A 15299-nucleotide genomic window follows, 5' to 3' on the forward strand; every position below is an offset into this window, starting at 1 on the left:
ATGACCGCTGGTTTTGATTTGTCTCAGGAAATAGAAGCGTTTGCCCGAGGCAAAAATTTTCATGCGCAAACTTTTTTGGGGGCACATCCAGCTGCAGAAGCGGGATATGTCTTTCGCGTGTGGGCCCCAAAAGCTCAACAAATTTGGCTAGTTGGTGAGTTTAATGATTGGGAAGAAGATCTACCAATGAAGTTGGGAGATCATGGTATTTGGAGTGCGGTGGCTCCCAATGCCAAACGTGGCCAAATGTACAAATTTAAAGTCAAACAACATGATGGGCGTATCGTATATAAGATCGATCCATTTGCCTTTCGCTTTGAAGAACGTCCAAATGATGCTTCGATCATCTATGATATTCCAGAATATAAATGGCATGATGGACTATGGCGCGGACGTCATAAACGTTCGAATTACTTTGAACGTCCAATGAACATTTATGAGATCCATCCCGGTTCATGGAAGTCACATGCTGATGGTACCCCGTATACGATCGGTGATCTAACAAAAGAGTTGATCCCATACTTAAAGAAAATGAATTATACCCATGTTGAATTTATGCCTTTAATGGAACATCCCTTAGGTGCTTCTTGGGGGTATCAATTGATCGGGTATTTTGCGGTCAGTTCCGCTTATGGAACTCCTGAAGAATTCCAAGCATTCGTTGATGCATGTCATAAAGAAAATATCGGAGTGATCGTGGATTGGGTCCCAGGTCATTTTTGTATCAATGATGATACCTTGCCATATTACGATGGGACGCCGACTTTTGAATATGAAGATCCCGATCGCGCCAAAAATATCGGTTGGGGTTCGCAAAACTTTGACTTGGGCAAACCAGAAGTTCAATCCTTCTTGCTTTCAAGTGCCTTTTTCTGGATCGAAAAATTCCATCTAGATGGTTTACGGGTCGATGCGGTCTCCAATATGATCTATCTGGATTATGATGAAGGTCCTTGGAAACCAAACATTTATGGTGGAAACAGAAATTTAGAGGGTTGGCACTTTTTGCGCAAGTTGAACAAAGAAGTCAAGTTTGCGCATCCTAAGGTGATCTTGATCGCTGAAGAAAGTTCGGCTGGGACGAAAGTGACGGGCATGTTAGAAGAAGATTCATTAGGCTTTGATTACAAGTGGAATATGGGCTGGATGAATGATGTCTTGAACTTTTATCAAATGGATCCACTCTTTAGAGGAGATCACTTAGATATGTTGACCTTTTCTTGGATGTATCGCTTATCGGAAAATTATATTTTGCCATTATCTCATGATGAAGTCGTTCATGGTAAGAAGAGCCTGTTGCACAAAATGTGGGGTGGGGATCGCTACAAGCAATTTGCCCAACTTAGGAATTTACTCACTTATCAAATAACACACCCCGGAAAAAAATTACTCTTTATGGGGGGCGAATTTGGTCAATTTATCGAATGGCGCTACTACGAAGGGTTGACTTGGGATAGTTTAGATGACGAACTGAATAAGAAAATGCAACATTTCACAGCTAAACTCAATGAATTTTATCGTGAACACCGTGCGCTATGGGAGTTAGAGGATAAAGAAGAGAGTTTAGAAGTGATCGATGCTAATAACAAGACGGCGACCATCTTGAGTTTTATTCGCCATGGCAAGCGGAAGAAAGATTTCTTAGTGGTGGTCATGAATCTCACCACGATCGAGCAACAAAACTTCGAGATCGGCGTACCCTATCCAGGGAGTTATCGTGAAGTTTGGAACACGGAAATGGAAGAATTCGGTGGAACTTGGACTAAACATAACCCATTGGCTAAGACGAAAGAAAAAGTCTTTAAGAACTATGATCAAGTGATCAGCTTAACGGTTCCGGCTCTAGGCGTCGTGATCTTAAAACCAGAAGATGTGAATTTGCGCTACATCAACAAGAAATATCTCGAACCTAAAGAACCAAAGAAAGTTAAAGCAAAAACAGTCGCTAAAAAGCAAAAACAACAAGCTAAGGGAGGTAAAGGACGTCAGGTGAAGCGTCCGAAAAAATAATGAAAAACGAAATGTTAGCAATGATCTTAGCTGGTGGTAAGGGTACCAGACTAGGGAAATTAACGCAAAATATCGCTAAACCCGCCGTACCGTTTGGGGGACGGTATCGTATCATCGATTTTACTTTGAGTAACTGTGTCAATTCAGGGATCAAAAATATTGGGGTCGTGACCCAATATCAACCGCTCGTTTTAAATAATCATATCGGTAATGGTGCTAGTTGGGGCTTGGATCGTTTGGATTCTGGGATCACGATCTTGCAACCTTATTCAAATAATGAGGGTTCTAAGTGGTTTGAAGGTACCTCACATGCAATTTACCAAAATATCGACTACATTGATTCAATGGACCCAGAGTATCTCTTAGTTCTCTCAGGTGATCATATCTACAAGATGGATTATGAAGATATGTTAGCTAAACACAAAAAGAGCAATGCAACTCTCAGTGTGGCCGTGATCGATGTTCCTTGGGATGAAGCTAGTCGTTTTGGAATCATGAATACCGACGAAAATGACCGGATCATTGAATTTGAAGAAAAACCCGAAAAGCCAAAGAGCAACCACGCTTCAATGGGGATCTATATCTTTACTTGGGCTCGTTTGCGCGATGTCTTGTTGAATAGTTTCAAAAAAGACGTTGATATGTATGATTTTGGTAAAAACGTTATTCCATTTTACATTAAAAGTGGCGATAATGTGCAGGCTTATCACTTCTCAGGTTACTGGAAAGATGTTGGGACGATCGATTCTTTATGGACGACCAACATGGAATTTATCGACAATGAAGGCGATCTAGATGTGCGCGACAAGACGTGGCCGATTTATTCGAAAAATCCGATCGCACCACCGCAATTCATCACTAACACTGCACGCGTTAAAAACTCGATGATCGTGGATGGTTGCTTTATCTCAGGTAGGATCGATCACAGTATTTTAGCAGCTAATGTACAAGTCAAAGAAGGCTCAGTCGTGAAGGATAGTGTTGTGATGACGGGCGCTTCGATCGGTAAAAATGTGATCATCAACCGTGCGATCATCGGTGAAAATGCAATTATTGGTGATGGTGCTGTGATCGACGGAACTGATGAGATCGCAGTCGTAGGCAATTCAGAAGTATTAGGGGTGACAATTAATGAAGGCTAATAAGATGTGTGCGATTTTAGGTAATGAGCATGAATATAACGGGTTATTGCCATTAACGGCAAATCGCCCACTCTCTACACTTTATTTTGATTGTAAATATCGGATCATGGACTTTGCACTATCAAGTGCTGTCAATGCCAATGTCAGGACAGTTTACATGATCTTAAATGAAGGGCGCTTTAAGTCAGTTTTTGATCATTTAGGTGGTAGTCGTGAATGGGGCTTGGATAGCATCGGGAGTTACCAATATCTTGGCTTTTATCAAGATATCTTACGTAAAAAAGTTGAAGGTAAACCATATTTTAGTGATATGATCGGCTTTTTGAAGAAATCAAAATCAGAATATACGGTTTTCTTTGGCAATAAGATGTTATGTAATGTCGACTTGCGTTCGATCTTGGATGTTCATCAAGCTCACGATAGCAAGATCACGGTCGTCTTTAAACGGGTACCTAAAGAAAAGATAGCGCCCGATGATTGCATTTTGACGCTTGAAGACGATAATAGAGTTAAGCAAACAGATATTTTCAGCGAGCTTGATGAAGCTTCTGACCTTTACAACTTATCGATGAGCATCTTTTTAGTCAAAACTGATTGGTTGATCGATCTGTTACACAAGGGTCAAAATGCAGGTGCACCAGCAAGTGTGCAGGAATTATTGAACCGTAAGATGACACGGACCAACACACGTGCTTACGAATATACGGGTTACTTGAGCAATATTTATGACATCAAGAGCTACTATGATGCCAACATGGATATGCTTGATCCAGAGCATTTCAACACTTTGTTGTTCTCCAGTCAGCGTGTGATCACTCGGACTAAAAACGAAGTGGCGACCCACTTTTACGATTCTTCTGATGTCAACTCCAGTCAATTTGCGACTGGCTGTGTCATCAAAGGTAAAGTCGATCGCAGTTTGGTCTCACGACGGACTACGATCGAAGAGGGTGCGCGTGTCAAAGATTCTGTGATCATGAGTAATGCGCAGATCAAACGCGGAGCTAAGTTGCAATATGCGATCTTAGATAAAAATGTTGAAGTAGAAGCTGGCGTCACCATTCAAGGAACACCTGAAAATCCAGTTGTGATCACAAAAGATAGTCATATTGTGGCAGATATCTACGGGGGCGAAAACTAGTGAAGATCTTATTTACCGCAGCGGAATGCGCACCATTTTTTAAAACGGGGGGTCTCGGTGATGTGGCCGGGGCGTTACCTAAGAGCATGGCTAAAAAGGGCAATGAAGTTAAAGTCTTTTTACCTTTTTACACAAAAATGCCAGAAAAATATCAGTCACAGTTGACTGATCTCTTTAATTTTTATGTTGCTGTTGGTTGGCGCAATGAGTATTGTGGTGTCAAAGTTTTAGAATTAGACGGGGTCGAATATTATTTCTTAGATAACAAGTATTATTTTGATCGCCCTGATCTTTATGGCTATTACGATGATGGCGAACGTTTTGCTTTCTTCCAACAAGCCGTGATCGAATTGATGGGGCGGATCAATTATATTCCTGACATCTTACATGTCAATGACTATCATACTGCCTTTATTCCTTTCTTGTTACGGGAAAAATACGGTTGGATCGAAGCATTCAGCCACATTGCAACTGTGCTTACGATCCACAACCTTGAATTTCAAGGGCAGTATGGGCGTGAAGTTTTGCCTGAACTCTTTGGCATGTCGACTAAACGCTACGATGATGGAACGATCCAAATGGGCACAGCCGTAAACTTTATGAAAGCAGGTATTTTTTATTCTGATCGGGTCAATACGGTCAGTCCATCTTATGCCGCTGAGATCCAGACGCCTGAATTTGGATGTGGCTTAGATGAAGTTTTACGGATGGTCAATTACAAGCTCTCAGGTATCTTGAATGGGATCGATTATGATACTTTTGATCCTAAGACTGATAAGGCATTGCCGTATAAATTCGACCGTAAGAACTTAAAGGGTAAAGCTAAAAATAAGGCTGCTTTGCAAAAGAAATTTGGGTTGCCAGTCAGAAAAGATGTCCCATTGATCGGGGTCGTCAGTCGCTTGACTTATCAAAAGGGCTTTCAGTTGGTAGTCCAAGAGATGGCAAATTTGATGCAATTTGACGTCCAATTTGTCTTGTTGGGCACCGGATATGAGAATTTTGAGCATGACTTTACTTATTTTGCAGGACGTTATCCAGATAAATGCAGCGTCAGCATCGACTTTGATGTTAATTTAGCTCAGCAGATCTATGCTGGCTGTGACATGTTCTTGATGCCATCTGCTTTTGAACCATGTGGATTATCACAATTGATCTCAATGCGTTACGGTACTTTGCCGATCGTTCATCAGATCGGGGGGTTACGTGACAGTGTGTGGGCTTATAATCCAATTGAACAGGTCGGGACCGGCTTTGGTTTTGAGAAATTCTCTTCATTTTGGATGATGGAAGAGATCAAGTTGGCGCTTAGCGTTTACAATGATCAACAAAAGGTTTGGCAAAAGATGATGCGCATTGCAATGGAATCAGATTTTAGTTGGGATAGTGCAAGTCAAAATTATTTGGACTTGTATACACAGATTTTAAGATAGTCGCAAGGAGTTTGTCAGCTATCGGTTTATAAGGGAGGATACTTAATGAAAATCACACAGGAGCGTTTTGTACGCGAGTTTAAGAAGCAATTAGCCGAGAAGTTTGCTTTAGATGTCAAAGATGCTGCTCCGATCGAGTTGTATCAGACTTTAGTTTCAGTGGTCAAATCCGGTTACTCCGAAATTTGGCGTAATACTTGGAAGAGTTATATCAAAAATGACCAAAAGCAAGTTTATTATTTTTCGATCGAATTTTTACCAGGTCGTTTATTAAAGAGCAATCTTTTGAACATGGGTTGGTACGATGTGGTCGATAAAGGCTTAAAGCAAATGGGACTTAGTCTGGATAAGATCTCGGAGTCTGAAGTTGATATGGCACTTGGCAACGGGGGCTTAGGTCGTTTAGCTTCTTGCTTTATGGACGCTTTAGCTTCAGATGGCTTACCAGGTAATGGAAATGGTATCCGCTATAAATATGGCTTGTTCAAGCAAAAATTTGTTGATGGTTACCAGATCGAGTTACCAAATGAATGGCTGACTGACGGTAACAATTGGGCTGTAGCACGTGAAAGTAAAGCGGTCGACGTTTTGATGGGTGGTCAAGTCCACTTGATCGATAATGGTAAATATTTAGAAGCGATCTATGAAGGGGCCGATGTGATCAAGGCTGTCCCTTATGACACGGGGATCGTCGGTTATCGCAATGATCACGTTAATACGATGCGCCTTTGGGATGCTCAGATCCCAGCTTCTGAAGAAGTTAAATATCCAACGATCGAGGACCGTCGTCGGGTCGAGGATCTGACCTCAGTGCTTTATCCTGATGATTCGAACTACGAAGGACGTATTTTACGCTTGAAGCAAGAATATTTCTTTACCTCAGCTGGGATCCAAAGTATCATTCGGCACTATAAGAAATATGATCGTCCGTTAAATGAGATCAGTGAACATATTGCGATCCATATCAATGATACGCATCCAGCTATGTGTGTGGCTGAATTCATGCGGATCTTGCTCGATAAAGAACACATTGATTGGGATGAAGCTTGGCAACAAACAGTCAAGACGATGAGTTATACTAACCACACGATCATGGCTGAAGCTTTGGAAAAATGGCCTGTTGAAATGTTGGCCACAGTCCAACCACGTATCTTGCAGATCATCCAAGAGATCGATCGGCGCTATGCCTTGGAACTTGAAGGTAAAAAAGATCATGACTTTATCGAACGGACACGGATCATCAAAGACGGTATGGTCAAGATGGCTCACTTAGCAATTATTGGTTCACATAGCACTAATGGTGTAGCTAAATTACACACAGAGCTGTTAGAAAATGATGTTTTACGTGATTTCTACGAATTGTACCCTGAACGTTTCAATAATAAGACAAATGGGATCACAGTTCGGCGTTGGCTCCAAGTAGCTAACCCTGAATTGTCCAAGACGATCGATCAAGCTATCGGAACGGCTTGGCGCTTTGATGCTAAGAAATTACATGAGCTAGAAAAACATGTCGGCGATAAGAAGTTACTAGAAAAGATCGGTAGAGCTAAACTGGATAATAAGAAAAAGTTAGCAGCCTTTATCAAAGAAGATACCGGGATCGAAGTTTCACCGCATGCGATCTTTGATGTTCAGATCAAGCGACTTCACGCTTACAAACGACAATTGCTCAACTTGTTACACATCGTTAAATTGTATCTAGATCTTAAAGATGATCCAAACCGCGATGTTGAACCACGGGTATTTATTTTTGGGGCTAAAGCCGCACCAAGTTACCACTATGCAAAGGCAATCATCAAGTGTATCAATGAAGTTGCCAATATGATCAATAACGATAAGACGATCAATGATAAGTTAAAAGTTGTCTTCTTGGAAAACTACGGTGTTTCATTGGCAGAAAAAATCATCCCAGCTGCTGATGTGGGTGAACAGATCTCGACTGCAACTAAGGAAGCTTCAGGGACTTCTAACATGAAGTTGATGTTAAACGGTGCTTTGACAGTGGCGACCTTAGATGGAGCTAACATTGAGATCAAAGATCATGTTGGTGAAGATAACATCTTTATCTTTGGTTTAACCAAAGATGAAGTTTTAGAATACGAGAAGAATCATCACTACTATGCTGCCGAATACTACAATAGCAATCCTGTCATCAAACGTGTCTTAGATGCTTTTGTTGATGGAACGATCCCAAATATTGAAGTTGAAGGGCATGAGATCTATGATTCCTTATTGCGGGTCAATGATGAATACTTTGTTTTACGTGATTTTGCTTCCTATGTCCAAGCGCAAGAGGCTGTCAGTGAGGCTTACAAAGATAAGCAAAACTGGAACAAGATGTGTTTGATAAATATTGCCAATGCAGTCTATTTCTCAGCTGATGATACGGTTGAAAAATATGCTAAAGAGATTTGGGATATCAAGCCAAACTCAACTGAAATGAGGGGAAAAGCAAAAGATGTATATCCACTTTGATTCGTGGCAAGAAAAGTATAAAAAACCATTTGGGGCTATCAAAGTCGATCGACCGGTAAAATTCATGCTTGAGGCCTATGACGTTGATGTTACCAGTGTTGAACTTTACGTCTATGCTGATGGAAAGTTGATCCCGGAGATCATCGGAATGGAAAATAAGAGTTCAGGGCGTTATTATACGACTTACATCCCAAGAAAAAGTGGATTATACTTCTATTATTTCAAACTGGTGATCCGGCAAAATGAACATGAACTTGTGCGCTATTACTGTGCTAATGGTGGTGGTCAGGGACAGTTAACTGAGAGTAGCGAAATATTGGAAAATAATTCTTACCAGCTGACCTGTTATGATAAAACGGTCAATGCACCTGAATGGTATCAAAATGGGATCTGTTATCAGATCTTTCCCGACCGTTTTTACAATGGAAATCTCGATGGTTACATCGAAGGTAAAAAGCGGGATACTTTTATCTATGCAACGATCCAAGATGATCCGATGTACATCAGAAATCACGACGGCAGTATTGCCCGCTGGGATTTCTATGGTGGAAATCTCAAAGGGATCATTAAAAAGATCCCGTATCTAAAGGAATTAGGTGTCTCGATCATTTATTTGAATCCGATCTTTGAAGCTGCAAGTAATCACCGTTATGATACGAGTGATTATTTCAAGATCGATCCGATGTTGGGCAATGAAAAAGTCTTTAAAGAATTAGTGACTAAGTTGCATAAAGCTGGGATCCACTTGATCTTAGATGGAGTCTTCTCGCATGTGGGGCGTAACAGTAAGTACTTTAACTTTAACGGCAACTACGGTGAACATGTTGGAGCTGCGCAGGATAAGAATAGCGAGTATTATCCGTGGTTTAGTTTTGAACGCTATCCCGACAAGTACCGTTGTTGGTGGGGCAATGCCGATCTCCCAGTTGTAGATAAGAACAACCCGCAATTTCAACAGTTTATCTACGGTGAAAAAGACAGTGTTTTAGCTAAATGGAATCAATTAGGTGTAGATGGTTGGCGGTTAGATGTCGCCGATGAGTTACCTGATCCTTTTATTGCTAAGATCCGTAAGAATTTAGACGGTTATCGTGACCGATTGTTGTTAGGTGAAGTTTGGGAAGATGCATCTAATAAAGTTGCTTACAGTCAACGTCGCCACTATGTCAAGGGTGATGAGTTAGATGGTGTTATGAACTATCCTTTACGCGAAGCGATCTTAGATCTATTGGAGCAAAAGCGTTCCGCTGAGACGATCGCTAAAGAGATGATGAAATTACGGGAAAATTATCCCCTGGACTTCTATCTAAATTCGCTCAATAATATCGGGACCCATGATACAAAGCGGGTCTTGACCGCTTTAGGTGGCGATATGACTAAAGTCAAGCGGGCTTTTGAACTACTTTTCATGTTCCCAGGAGTACCATGTATCTATTATGGTGATGAAGCTGGGGTGCCTGGTGGAACTGATCCAGATAATAGACGCTTTTATCCTTGGGATCGTGAAGATCACGCTCTTTTGGAACATGTACGTTCATTGACGGTTAAACGTCAAGCTGAACCCGCTTTGACCAAGGGAGAGTTGACGCTGCTAGCTGGTGAAGGTTTCTTTGGAGTCGGACGCTATCAAGCTGGACGTGAGATAGTCTATCTGTTGAATGCCAGTGAAAAACCAAGTATATTCTATGCCGATAAATTACAGCAATTCCATGATGAATGGAATCTACGGGCAATGACGACTAAGGCCAATGGTAAAGAATTTGGACCGTTTGAAAGCCTCACGCTAACATCTGATAATTGTTAAATAAAAATAGTGTTTAGGAGCGAGTTCTTCTAGACACTATTTTTTTGTGATCGTGGTATTTTTTATAGTTCGTTCTGTGTGTTGAATACGCTTGTTTTTTTACATAATCTTTACATAACGACCCACATGTTTTTACAAAAAAGGCATAAAATTAAAGGTGTAATTAACTCTAATATTTTAGGAGAAATTAGGATGAAAAAAGCAATTGTTAGTTTCGTAATGCTCTTGACAGCAGTCCTCTTTCTTGCGGGCTGTGCGGGACAAAAGAGTGATAAACAAAATATTACGATCGTTGGATCAACTGCCTTACAACCAATGGTAGAAATGGCGGCTGAAGAATATCAACGCGATCACAGTGATGTAAGTATCACAGTCCAAGGTGGCGGTTCAGGTACAGGTTTGAGCCAAGTTCAGGCTGGGGCGGTCACGATCGGTAACTCAGATGTGTTTGCCCGAGAATTACCGGGGATCAAACCGAAAGAACTAGTCGATCATACCGTGGCAGTTTTAGGGCTAGCGCCAGTTGTCAATAAAGACAGTGGCGTAAAACAAGTAACAATGGCGCAATTACGTGGTATCTTTACTGGTAAGTACACTAACTGGAAGCAGTTGGGTGGTAAAGATCAAAAGATCATGGTCATCAATCGTGCCCAAGGTAGTGGGACACGTGTTGCTTTTGAAAATAACGTGATGCAGGGACAGAAAATGTTGAAAGCTCAAGAACAAGAATCAAATGGGACGGTGCAACGTATGGTCGTAAGTACGCCTGGTGCGATCAGCTATTTATCATTTTCATATATCAATAAGGATATGACGGCCCTAAAAGTGGATGGCGTCAAACCGACCGCTCAAAATATCAAAGATAATTCTTGGAAGATCTGGGCATATGAACATATGTATACTAAGGGCAAACCAGATAAAATGACAAAACAGTTTTTAGACTATATGTACTCAGATGTCGTGCAAAAGAATTTGGTGACAGCATTAGGTTACATTCCGATCAATGAGATGAAAGTGCAAAAAGATGCTAATAACCAAGTAACACCAATTATCACAGATGAGGTGAAACAAGATGGATCCAATTAGAGAAAAAATTTTAAAACCGTCTAAGGAGACGCGCCAAGACTTCATTGGTAAAACATTGAGTTATGCCAGTATTTTCTTGATCGTCGGAGTTGTGCTAGCGATCTTTTTATTTGTTGCGTCGAAGGGGATCGCGACTTTTACACAAAATAAAGCTAGCTTAGTGGAATTTTTGACAGGAAGTGAATGGAATCCAGGAGCTACTGGACCAAATGGCCGACCGCTAGTAGGAGCATTACCGATGATCTTAGGATCTTTTGGGGTGACTTTATTGGCTGCGCTGTTTGCGACCCCATTTGCGATCGGGACAGCACTTTACATGACAGAACTTTCGTCTAAACGAAGTCAAAAGTTTATGCAAAGTGTCATCGAATTATTAGTTGGTATCCCGTCGGTTGTTTACGGGTTTATCGGATTGACGGTCGTGGTACCTTTTGTGCGCGATCATTTTGGCGGTTCAGGTTATGGGATCTTGTCCGGGGCGTTTGTGCTCTTTGTGATGGTCTTACCAACGATCACTTCAATGACAGTCGATAGTTTACGCGCTGTACCAAAATATTACAAATCAGCTTCCCTAGCTTTAGGGGCGACTGAATGGCAAACGATCTACCGCGTCTTATTACGCGCGGCCTTGCCGGGGATCATGACTGCGATCGTTTTTGGGATGGCACGAGCTTTTGGTGAAGCTTTAGCTGTTCAAATGGTCATCGGGAATGCGACCCTGTTACCAGAAAGCTTATTGGCTCCTGCTTCGACCTTGACCAGTGTCTTGACGATGGGGATCGGTAATACGGTCATGGGCACTGTCTCAAACAACGCTTTATGGTCATTGGCGTTAGTCCTCTTGTTGATGTCACTTATCTTCAACATTGCAGTGCGCTTTATCAGTCGGAAAGGAAAGATGTAATCTATGAATACGAAAAAAGTAAATAAACTTGCTTTAGGTGTGATCAAATTGATCGCCGGGATCGTGGTCTTGATCTTAGCCTTTTTGATCGGTCGGATCTTATTGAACGGTTTACCACATGTTTCGTGGCATTTCTTGACGACACCTTCACGTTCCTTTACTGCTGGTGGCGGGATCGGGATCCAGTTGTTCAATTCCTTTTATCTCTTGGTCTTGACGCTGTTGATCTCATTTCCACTTTCTTTAGGCGCTGGGATCTATCTAGCCGAATATGCACCTAAAAATCGTGTGACCGAAACTGTGCGAATGGCGATCGAAGTTTTGAGTTCTTTACCGTCAGTGGTTGTCGGCTTGTTTGGCTTCTTGCTCTTTGTTGTTCAATTCAAGATGGGCTTTTCGATCATTTCGGGTGCGATCGCTTTGACATTTTTCAACTTACCATTATTGACGCGTAATGTTGAAGATTCATTGAATAACGTTCCTAAATTGCAACGTGAAGCGGGCTTAGCTTTAGGTTTATCTAAATGGCACACGGTCACAAAGATCATTTTACCTGAGGCCTTACCGGGGATCATTACCGGGATCGTCCTTTGTGCCGGCCGTGTTTTTGGTGAAGCAGCAGCCTTGATCTATACTGCTGGTCAAAGTGCAACTAATATCGATTTTATGAATTGGAATCCTTTTAGTGAATCCAGTCCGCTCAACCTTTTCCGACCAGCGGAAACTTTGGCGGTGCATATCTGGAAGATCAACTCGGAAGGGATCATGCCGGATGCTGAACAGATCTCAGCTGGTGCGTCAGCAGTTTTGATCGTAGCCGTTTTGATTTTTAATTTATCGGCGCGTTATTTGGGTAATCGCTTGTATAAACGTTTAACTGCAAGTAAATAGATGAGGAAGATGACAATGAATGTAGGTAAATATGATTTAAATGAGACATCGATCTTAAAGTTTGATCCAAAAGTTCAAGAAGTTGCGCTCTCGACCCATGATCTGCAAGTTTATTATGGTAACAAACACGCTTTTTTTGATGGGAACCTTCAATTTGAGCGCTATAAGATTACCGCTCTAGTTGGGGCATCGGGATCTGGAAAATCAACTTTCTTACGTTCTTTGAACCGGATGAATGACGATGTAGCAACAGTGACGGGTGAGATCATGTATCGCGGGATCGATATCAATTCTAAGAAGATCAACCTCTATGAGATGCGTAAACAGATCGGGATGGTTTTCCAACGACCTAATCCATTTTCTAAATCGATCAAAGAAAACATCACGTTTGCACTCAAGGAAAATGGGATCAAAGATAAGCAAAAATTAGATGAGATCGTCGAAAAGAGTTTGCGCGGGGCTGCACTTTGGGATGAAGTCAAAGATGACCTAAATAAGAGTGCTTTGGCCTTATCTGGGGGACAGCAACAACGACTTTGCATTGCGCGGGCGATCGCAATGGGACCTGATATCTTATTGATGGATGAACCTTGTAGTGCGCTTGATCCGATCTCAACTTTAAAAGTTGAAGAAACGATGCTTGAATTAAAGAAAAAATATACGATCATCATTGTGACCCATAATATGCAACAAGCTTCGCGGGCCAGTGACTATACAGCCTTTTTCCATATGGGGCATGTGATCGAATACGATAAGACAAAAAATATCTTTACCAATCCACGGATACAAGCAACTGAAGATTATATCTCAGGGAATTTTGGTTAGGACGAGGTTTATCATGGAAAAAGAAAAAATTATTACTAGTCAAAATGTCCATTTGTACTATGGGCAAAAAGAAGCTTTAAAAGGGATCGATCTAGATTTTCCTAAATCTGGTATCCATGCGCTGATCGGGCCTTCAGGTTGTGGGAAGTCGACTTATCTGAGATGTTTGAATCGGATGAATGATTTGATCGATAATGTTAAAATTACAGGAGCGATCAAATTAGACGGGCAAGATATCTATAGTCCTAAGACAGACACGGTCGAATTGCGCAAAAAAGTTGGTATGGTCTTTCAACAGCCCAATCCTTTCCCGTTTTCGATCTATGAAAATGTTGTCTATGGTCTACGGATCGCTGGGGTCAAAGATAAACAACTGTTGGATGAGCGGGTCGAAACGAGTTTGAAGCAAGCAGCCGTATGGGATGATGTTAAAGATGACTTGCATAAGAGTGCTTTAGCCTTATCAGGTGGGCAGCAACAACGGGTCTGCATTGCCCGGGTGCTTGCGGTCAAACCAGAAGTTATCTTATTAGATGAACCGACGAGTGCGCTTGACCCAGTTTCAAGTAATAAAGTCGAAGAGATGCTTTTAACGCTAAAAGATGATTATACTTGTATTATCGTGACCCATAATATGCAACAAGCTTCCCGGATCTCAGATACGACTTCATTTTTCTTGAATGGAAATCTGATTGAAACGGGACCGACGAAACAGATTTTTGTTAATCCGAATAAAAAAGAGACCGATGACTATTTAAGCGGTCGCTTTGGTTAATTGAACAAGGAGGAATTTTATGCAACGCCACATTGATACTCAGATCCAAGCTTTACGTCAGGAATTTATCACAATGGGCCTTGAAGTTAAGGCGTCACTTGAAAAAGCGATCATCTCACTTAAAGAAGATGACAAACAAGCTGCCAAAGAGATCATCGAACACGATGAAGTGATCAACAATCACGAGACACATTTAGAGAAAAAGACAGCTCAGATCATTGCCTTGCAAAGTCCAGTAGCAGGCGATCTGCGTGAGATCATTTCGATCTTAAAAGCTAGTTCTGATCTTGAACGTTTAGCCGATCACGCTGTAAGTATCGCTAAAAATGTGTTATTACTCAAAGAAGAACGCCGTGACGATGAGATCGATATGATGATCGTTAAGATGGGTGATAATGTTTTAGAGATGCTAGCAAGTATTTTGAAAGCCTACACTGAAATGGATGAAAAATTAGCGATCAAGATCGCCGAAATGGATGCCGGTAATGATGGGATCTTTTTGGATATCAGAAAGCGTGCGATGGATTTGATCAAAACAAATCCTAAATTTGCCAGTGAGGGGATCGATTACTTGCAGATCGCTAATCACTTAGAGCGCTCAGGCGACTATATCACTAATATCGCGGAATGGATCGTATATACCAAAAAAGGTAAGATCACTGAATTAGGGCGCAACGATTTCTAAGGATTTTTACGCTAGCTTGATGAAGTTTAATTAAAATCTTGGGAAAATAGTACGTTTTCTTAAGCAAGTGTGTTAAAATGTATGTGTACTCGAAAGTGAGTAATTTACTGTAAAATCTTTAGGAG

Annotated in this window: 12 protein-coding genes; all 12 read left to right on the forward strand. The window is 41.3% G+C overall.

Features of this window, described 5'->3' with window-relative positions; genetic code table 11:
* The 12 genes from glgB to phoU all read left to right on the forward strand — a co-directional run bounded on the left by glgB (position 1) and on the right by phoU (position 15174).
* Positions 1-2010 (forward strand): 1,4-alpha-glucan branching protein GlgB, encoded by a 2010-nt coding sequence (gene glgB / locus GSR62_RS02425; RefSeq protein ID WP_066023765.1) that lies wholly within the window; start codon positions 1-3, stop codon positions 2008-2010.
* Positions 2010-3152: a glucose-1-phosphate adenylyltransferase gene (locus GSR62_RS02430; protein WP_066023764.1), complete on the forward strand. Its 1143-nt coding sequence runs from the start codon at positions 2010-2012 to the stop codon at positions 3150-3152. The genes glgB and GSR62_RS02430 overlap by 1 nt, the downstream gene beginning before the upstream one ends.
* A complete protein-coding gene (gene glgD / locus GSR62_RS02435; RefSeq protein ID WP_066023763.1) occupies positions 3142-4293 on the forward strand; it encodes a glucose-1-phosphate adenylyltransferase subunit GlgD in 1152 nt (383 codons plus the stop codon). Before GSR62_RS02430 ends, glgD begins: the two co-directional genes overlap by 11 nt.
* On the forward strand, positions 4293-5726 hold the full coding sequence (gene glgA / locus GSR62_RS02440) for a glycogen synthase GlgA (RefSeq protein ID WP_066023762.1): 1434 nt from the start codon (positions 4293-4295) through the stop codon (positions 5724-5726). Before glgD ends, glgA begins: the two co-directional genes overlap by 1 nt.
* Before the next feature lie 45 nt (positions 5727-5771).
* Positions 5772-8204 (forward strand): glycogen/starch/alpha-glucan phosphorylase, encoded by a 2433-nt coding sequence (locus GSR62_RS02445; protein WP_066023761.1) that lies wholly within the window; start codon positions 5772-5774, stop codon positions 8202-8204.
* Positions 8188-10008 (forward strand): glycoside hydrolase family 13 protein, encoded by a 1821-nt coding sequence (locus GSR62_RS02450; protein WP_035449182.1) that lies wholly within the window; start codon positions 8188-8190, stop codon positions 10006-10008. Before GSR62_RS02445 ends, GSR62_RS02450 begins: the two co-directional genes overlap by 17 nt.
* A 192-nt stretch (positions 10009-10200) precedes the next feature.
* Positions 10201-11094 carry a phosphate ABC transporter substrate-binding protein PstS family protein gene (locus tag GSR62_RS02455; protein WP_010688072.1) on the forward strand — a complete coding sequence of 298 codons (894 nt, stop codon included), beginning with the start codon at positions 10201-10203 and terminating at the stop codon, positions 11092-11094.
* Positions 11081-11998 carry a phosphate ABC transporter permease subunit PstC gene (gene pstC, locus GSR62_RS02460; protein WP_010688071.1) on the forward strand — a complete coding sequence of 306 codons (918 nt, stop codon included), beginning with the start codon at positions 11081-11083 and terminating at the stop codon, positions 11996-11998. The genes GSR62_RS02455 and pstC overlap by 14 nt, the downstream gene beginning before the upstream one ends.
* Before the next feature lie 3 nt (positions 11999-12001).
* Positions 12002-12889 (forward strand): phosphate ABC transporter permease PstA, encoded by an 888-nt coding sequence (gene pstA, locus GSR62_RS02465; RefSeq protein ID WP_004051651.1) that lies wholly within the window; start codon positions 12002-12004, stop codon positions 12887-12889.
* 15 nt (positions 12890-12904) lie between these two features.
* On the forward strand, positions 12905-13714 hold the full coding sequence (gene pstB, locus GSR62_RS02470) for a phosphate ABC transporter ATP-binding protein PstB (protein WP_004051652.1): 810 nt from the start codon (positions 12905-12907) through the stop codon (positions 13712-13714).
* 13 nt (positions 13715-13727) lie between these two features.
* Entirely contained in the window at positions 13728-14489 is a 762-nt protein-coding gene (pstB, locus tag GSR62_RS02475) for a phosphate ABC transporter ATP-binding protein PstB (protein WP_066023760.1), read from the forward strand.
* 19 nt (positions 14490-14508) lie between these two features.
* Positions 14509-15174: a phosphate signaling complex protein PhoU gene (gene phoU, locus GSR62_RS02480; protein ID WP_035449175.1), complete on the forward strand. Its 666-nt coding sequence runs from the start codon at positions 14509-14511 to the stop codon at positions 15172-15174.
* Positions 15175-15299 lie beyond the last annotated feature (125 nt).

Origin of the sequence: Ligilactobacillus animalis, from assembly GCF_009933595.1 — a bacterium.
In the GTDB taxonomy this organism is placed as follows: Bacteria; Bacillota; Bacilli; order Lactobacillales; family Lactobacillaceae; genus Ligilactobacillus; species Ligilactobacillus animalis.

Excerpts from the sequence above, each read along its gene's own strand:
- GSR62_RS02445 (WP_066023761.1), top strand. The coding sequence starts at position 5,772 with ATGAAAATCACACAGGAGCGTTTTGTACGCGAGTTTAAGAAGCAATTA.
- GSR62_RS02455 (WP_010688072.1), top strand. The coding sequence starts at position 10,201 with ATGAAAAAAGCAATTGTTAGTTTCGTAATGCTCTTGACAGCAGTCCTC.
- phoU (WP_035449175.1), top strand. The coding sequence starts at position 14,509 with ATGCAACGCCACATTGATACTCAGATCCAAGCTTTACGTCAGGAATTT.
- glgD (WP_066023763.1), top strand. The coding sequence starts at position 3,142 with ATGAAGGCTAATAAGATGTGTGCGATTTTAGGTAATGAGCATGAATAT.
- pstB (WP_004051652.1), top strand. The coding sequence starts at position 12,905 with ATGAATGTAGGTAAATATGATTTAAATGAGACATCGATCTTAAAGTTT.
- GSR62_RS02450 (WP_035449182.1), top strand. The coding sequence starts at position 8,188 with ATGTATATCCACTTTGATTCGTGGCAAGAAAAGTATAAAAAACCATTT.
- glgB (WP_066023765.1), top strand. The coding sequence starts at position 1 with ATGACCGCTGGTTTTGATTTGTCTCAGGAAATAGAAGCGTTTGCCCGA.
- pstB (WP_066023760.1), top strand. The coding sequence starts at position 13,728 with ATGGAAAAAGAAAAAATTATTACTAGTCAAAATGTCCATTTGTACTAT.
- pstC (WP_010688071.1), top strand. The coding sequence starts at position 11,081 with ATGGATCCAATTAGAGAAAAAATTTTAAAACCGTCTAAGGAGACGCGC.
- pstA (WP_004051651.1), top strand. The coding sequence starts at position 12,002 with ATGAATACGAAAAAAGTAAATAAACTTGCTTTAGGTGTGATCAAATTG.
- GSR62_RS02430 (WP_066023764.1), top strand. The coding sequence starts at position 2,010 with ATGAAAAACGAAATGTTAGCAATGATCTTAGCTGGTGGTAAGGGTACC.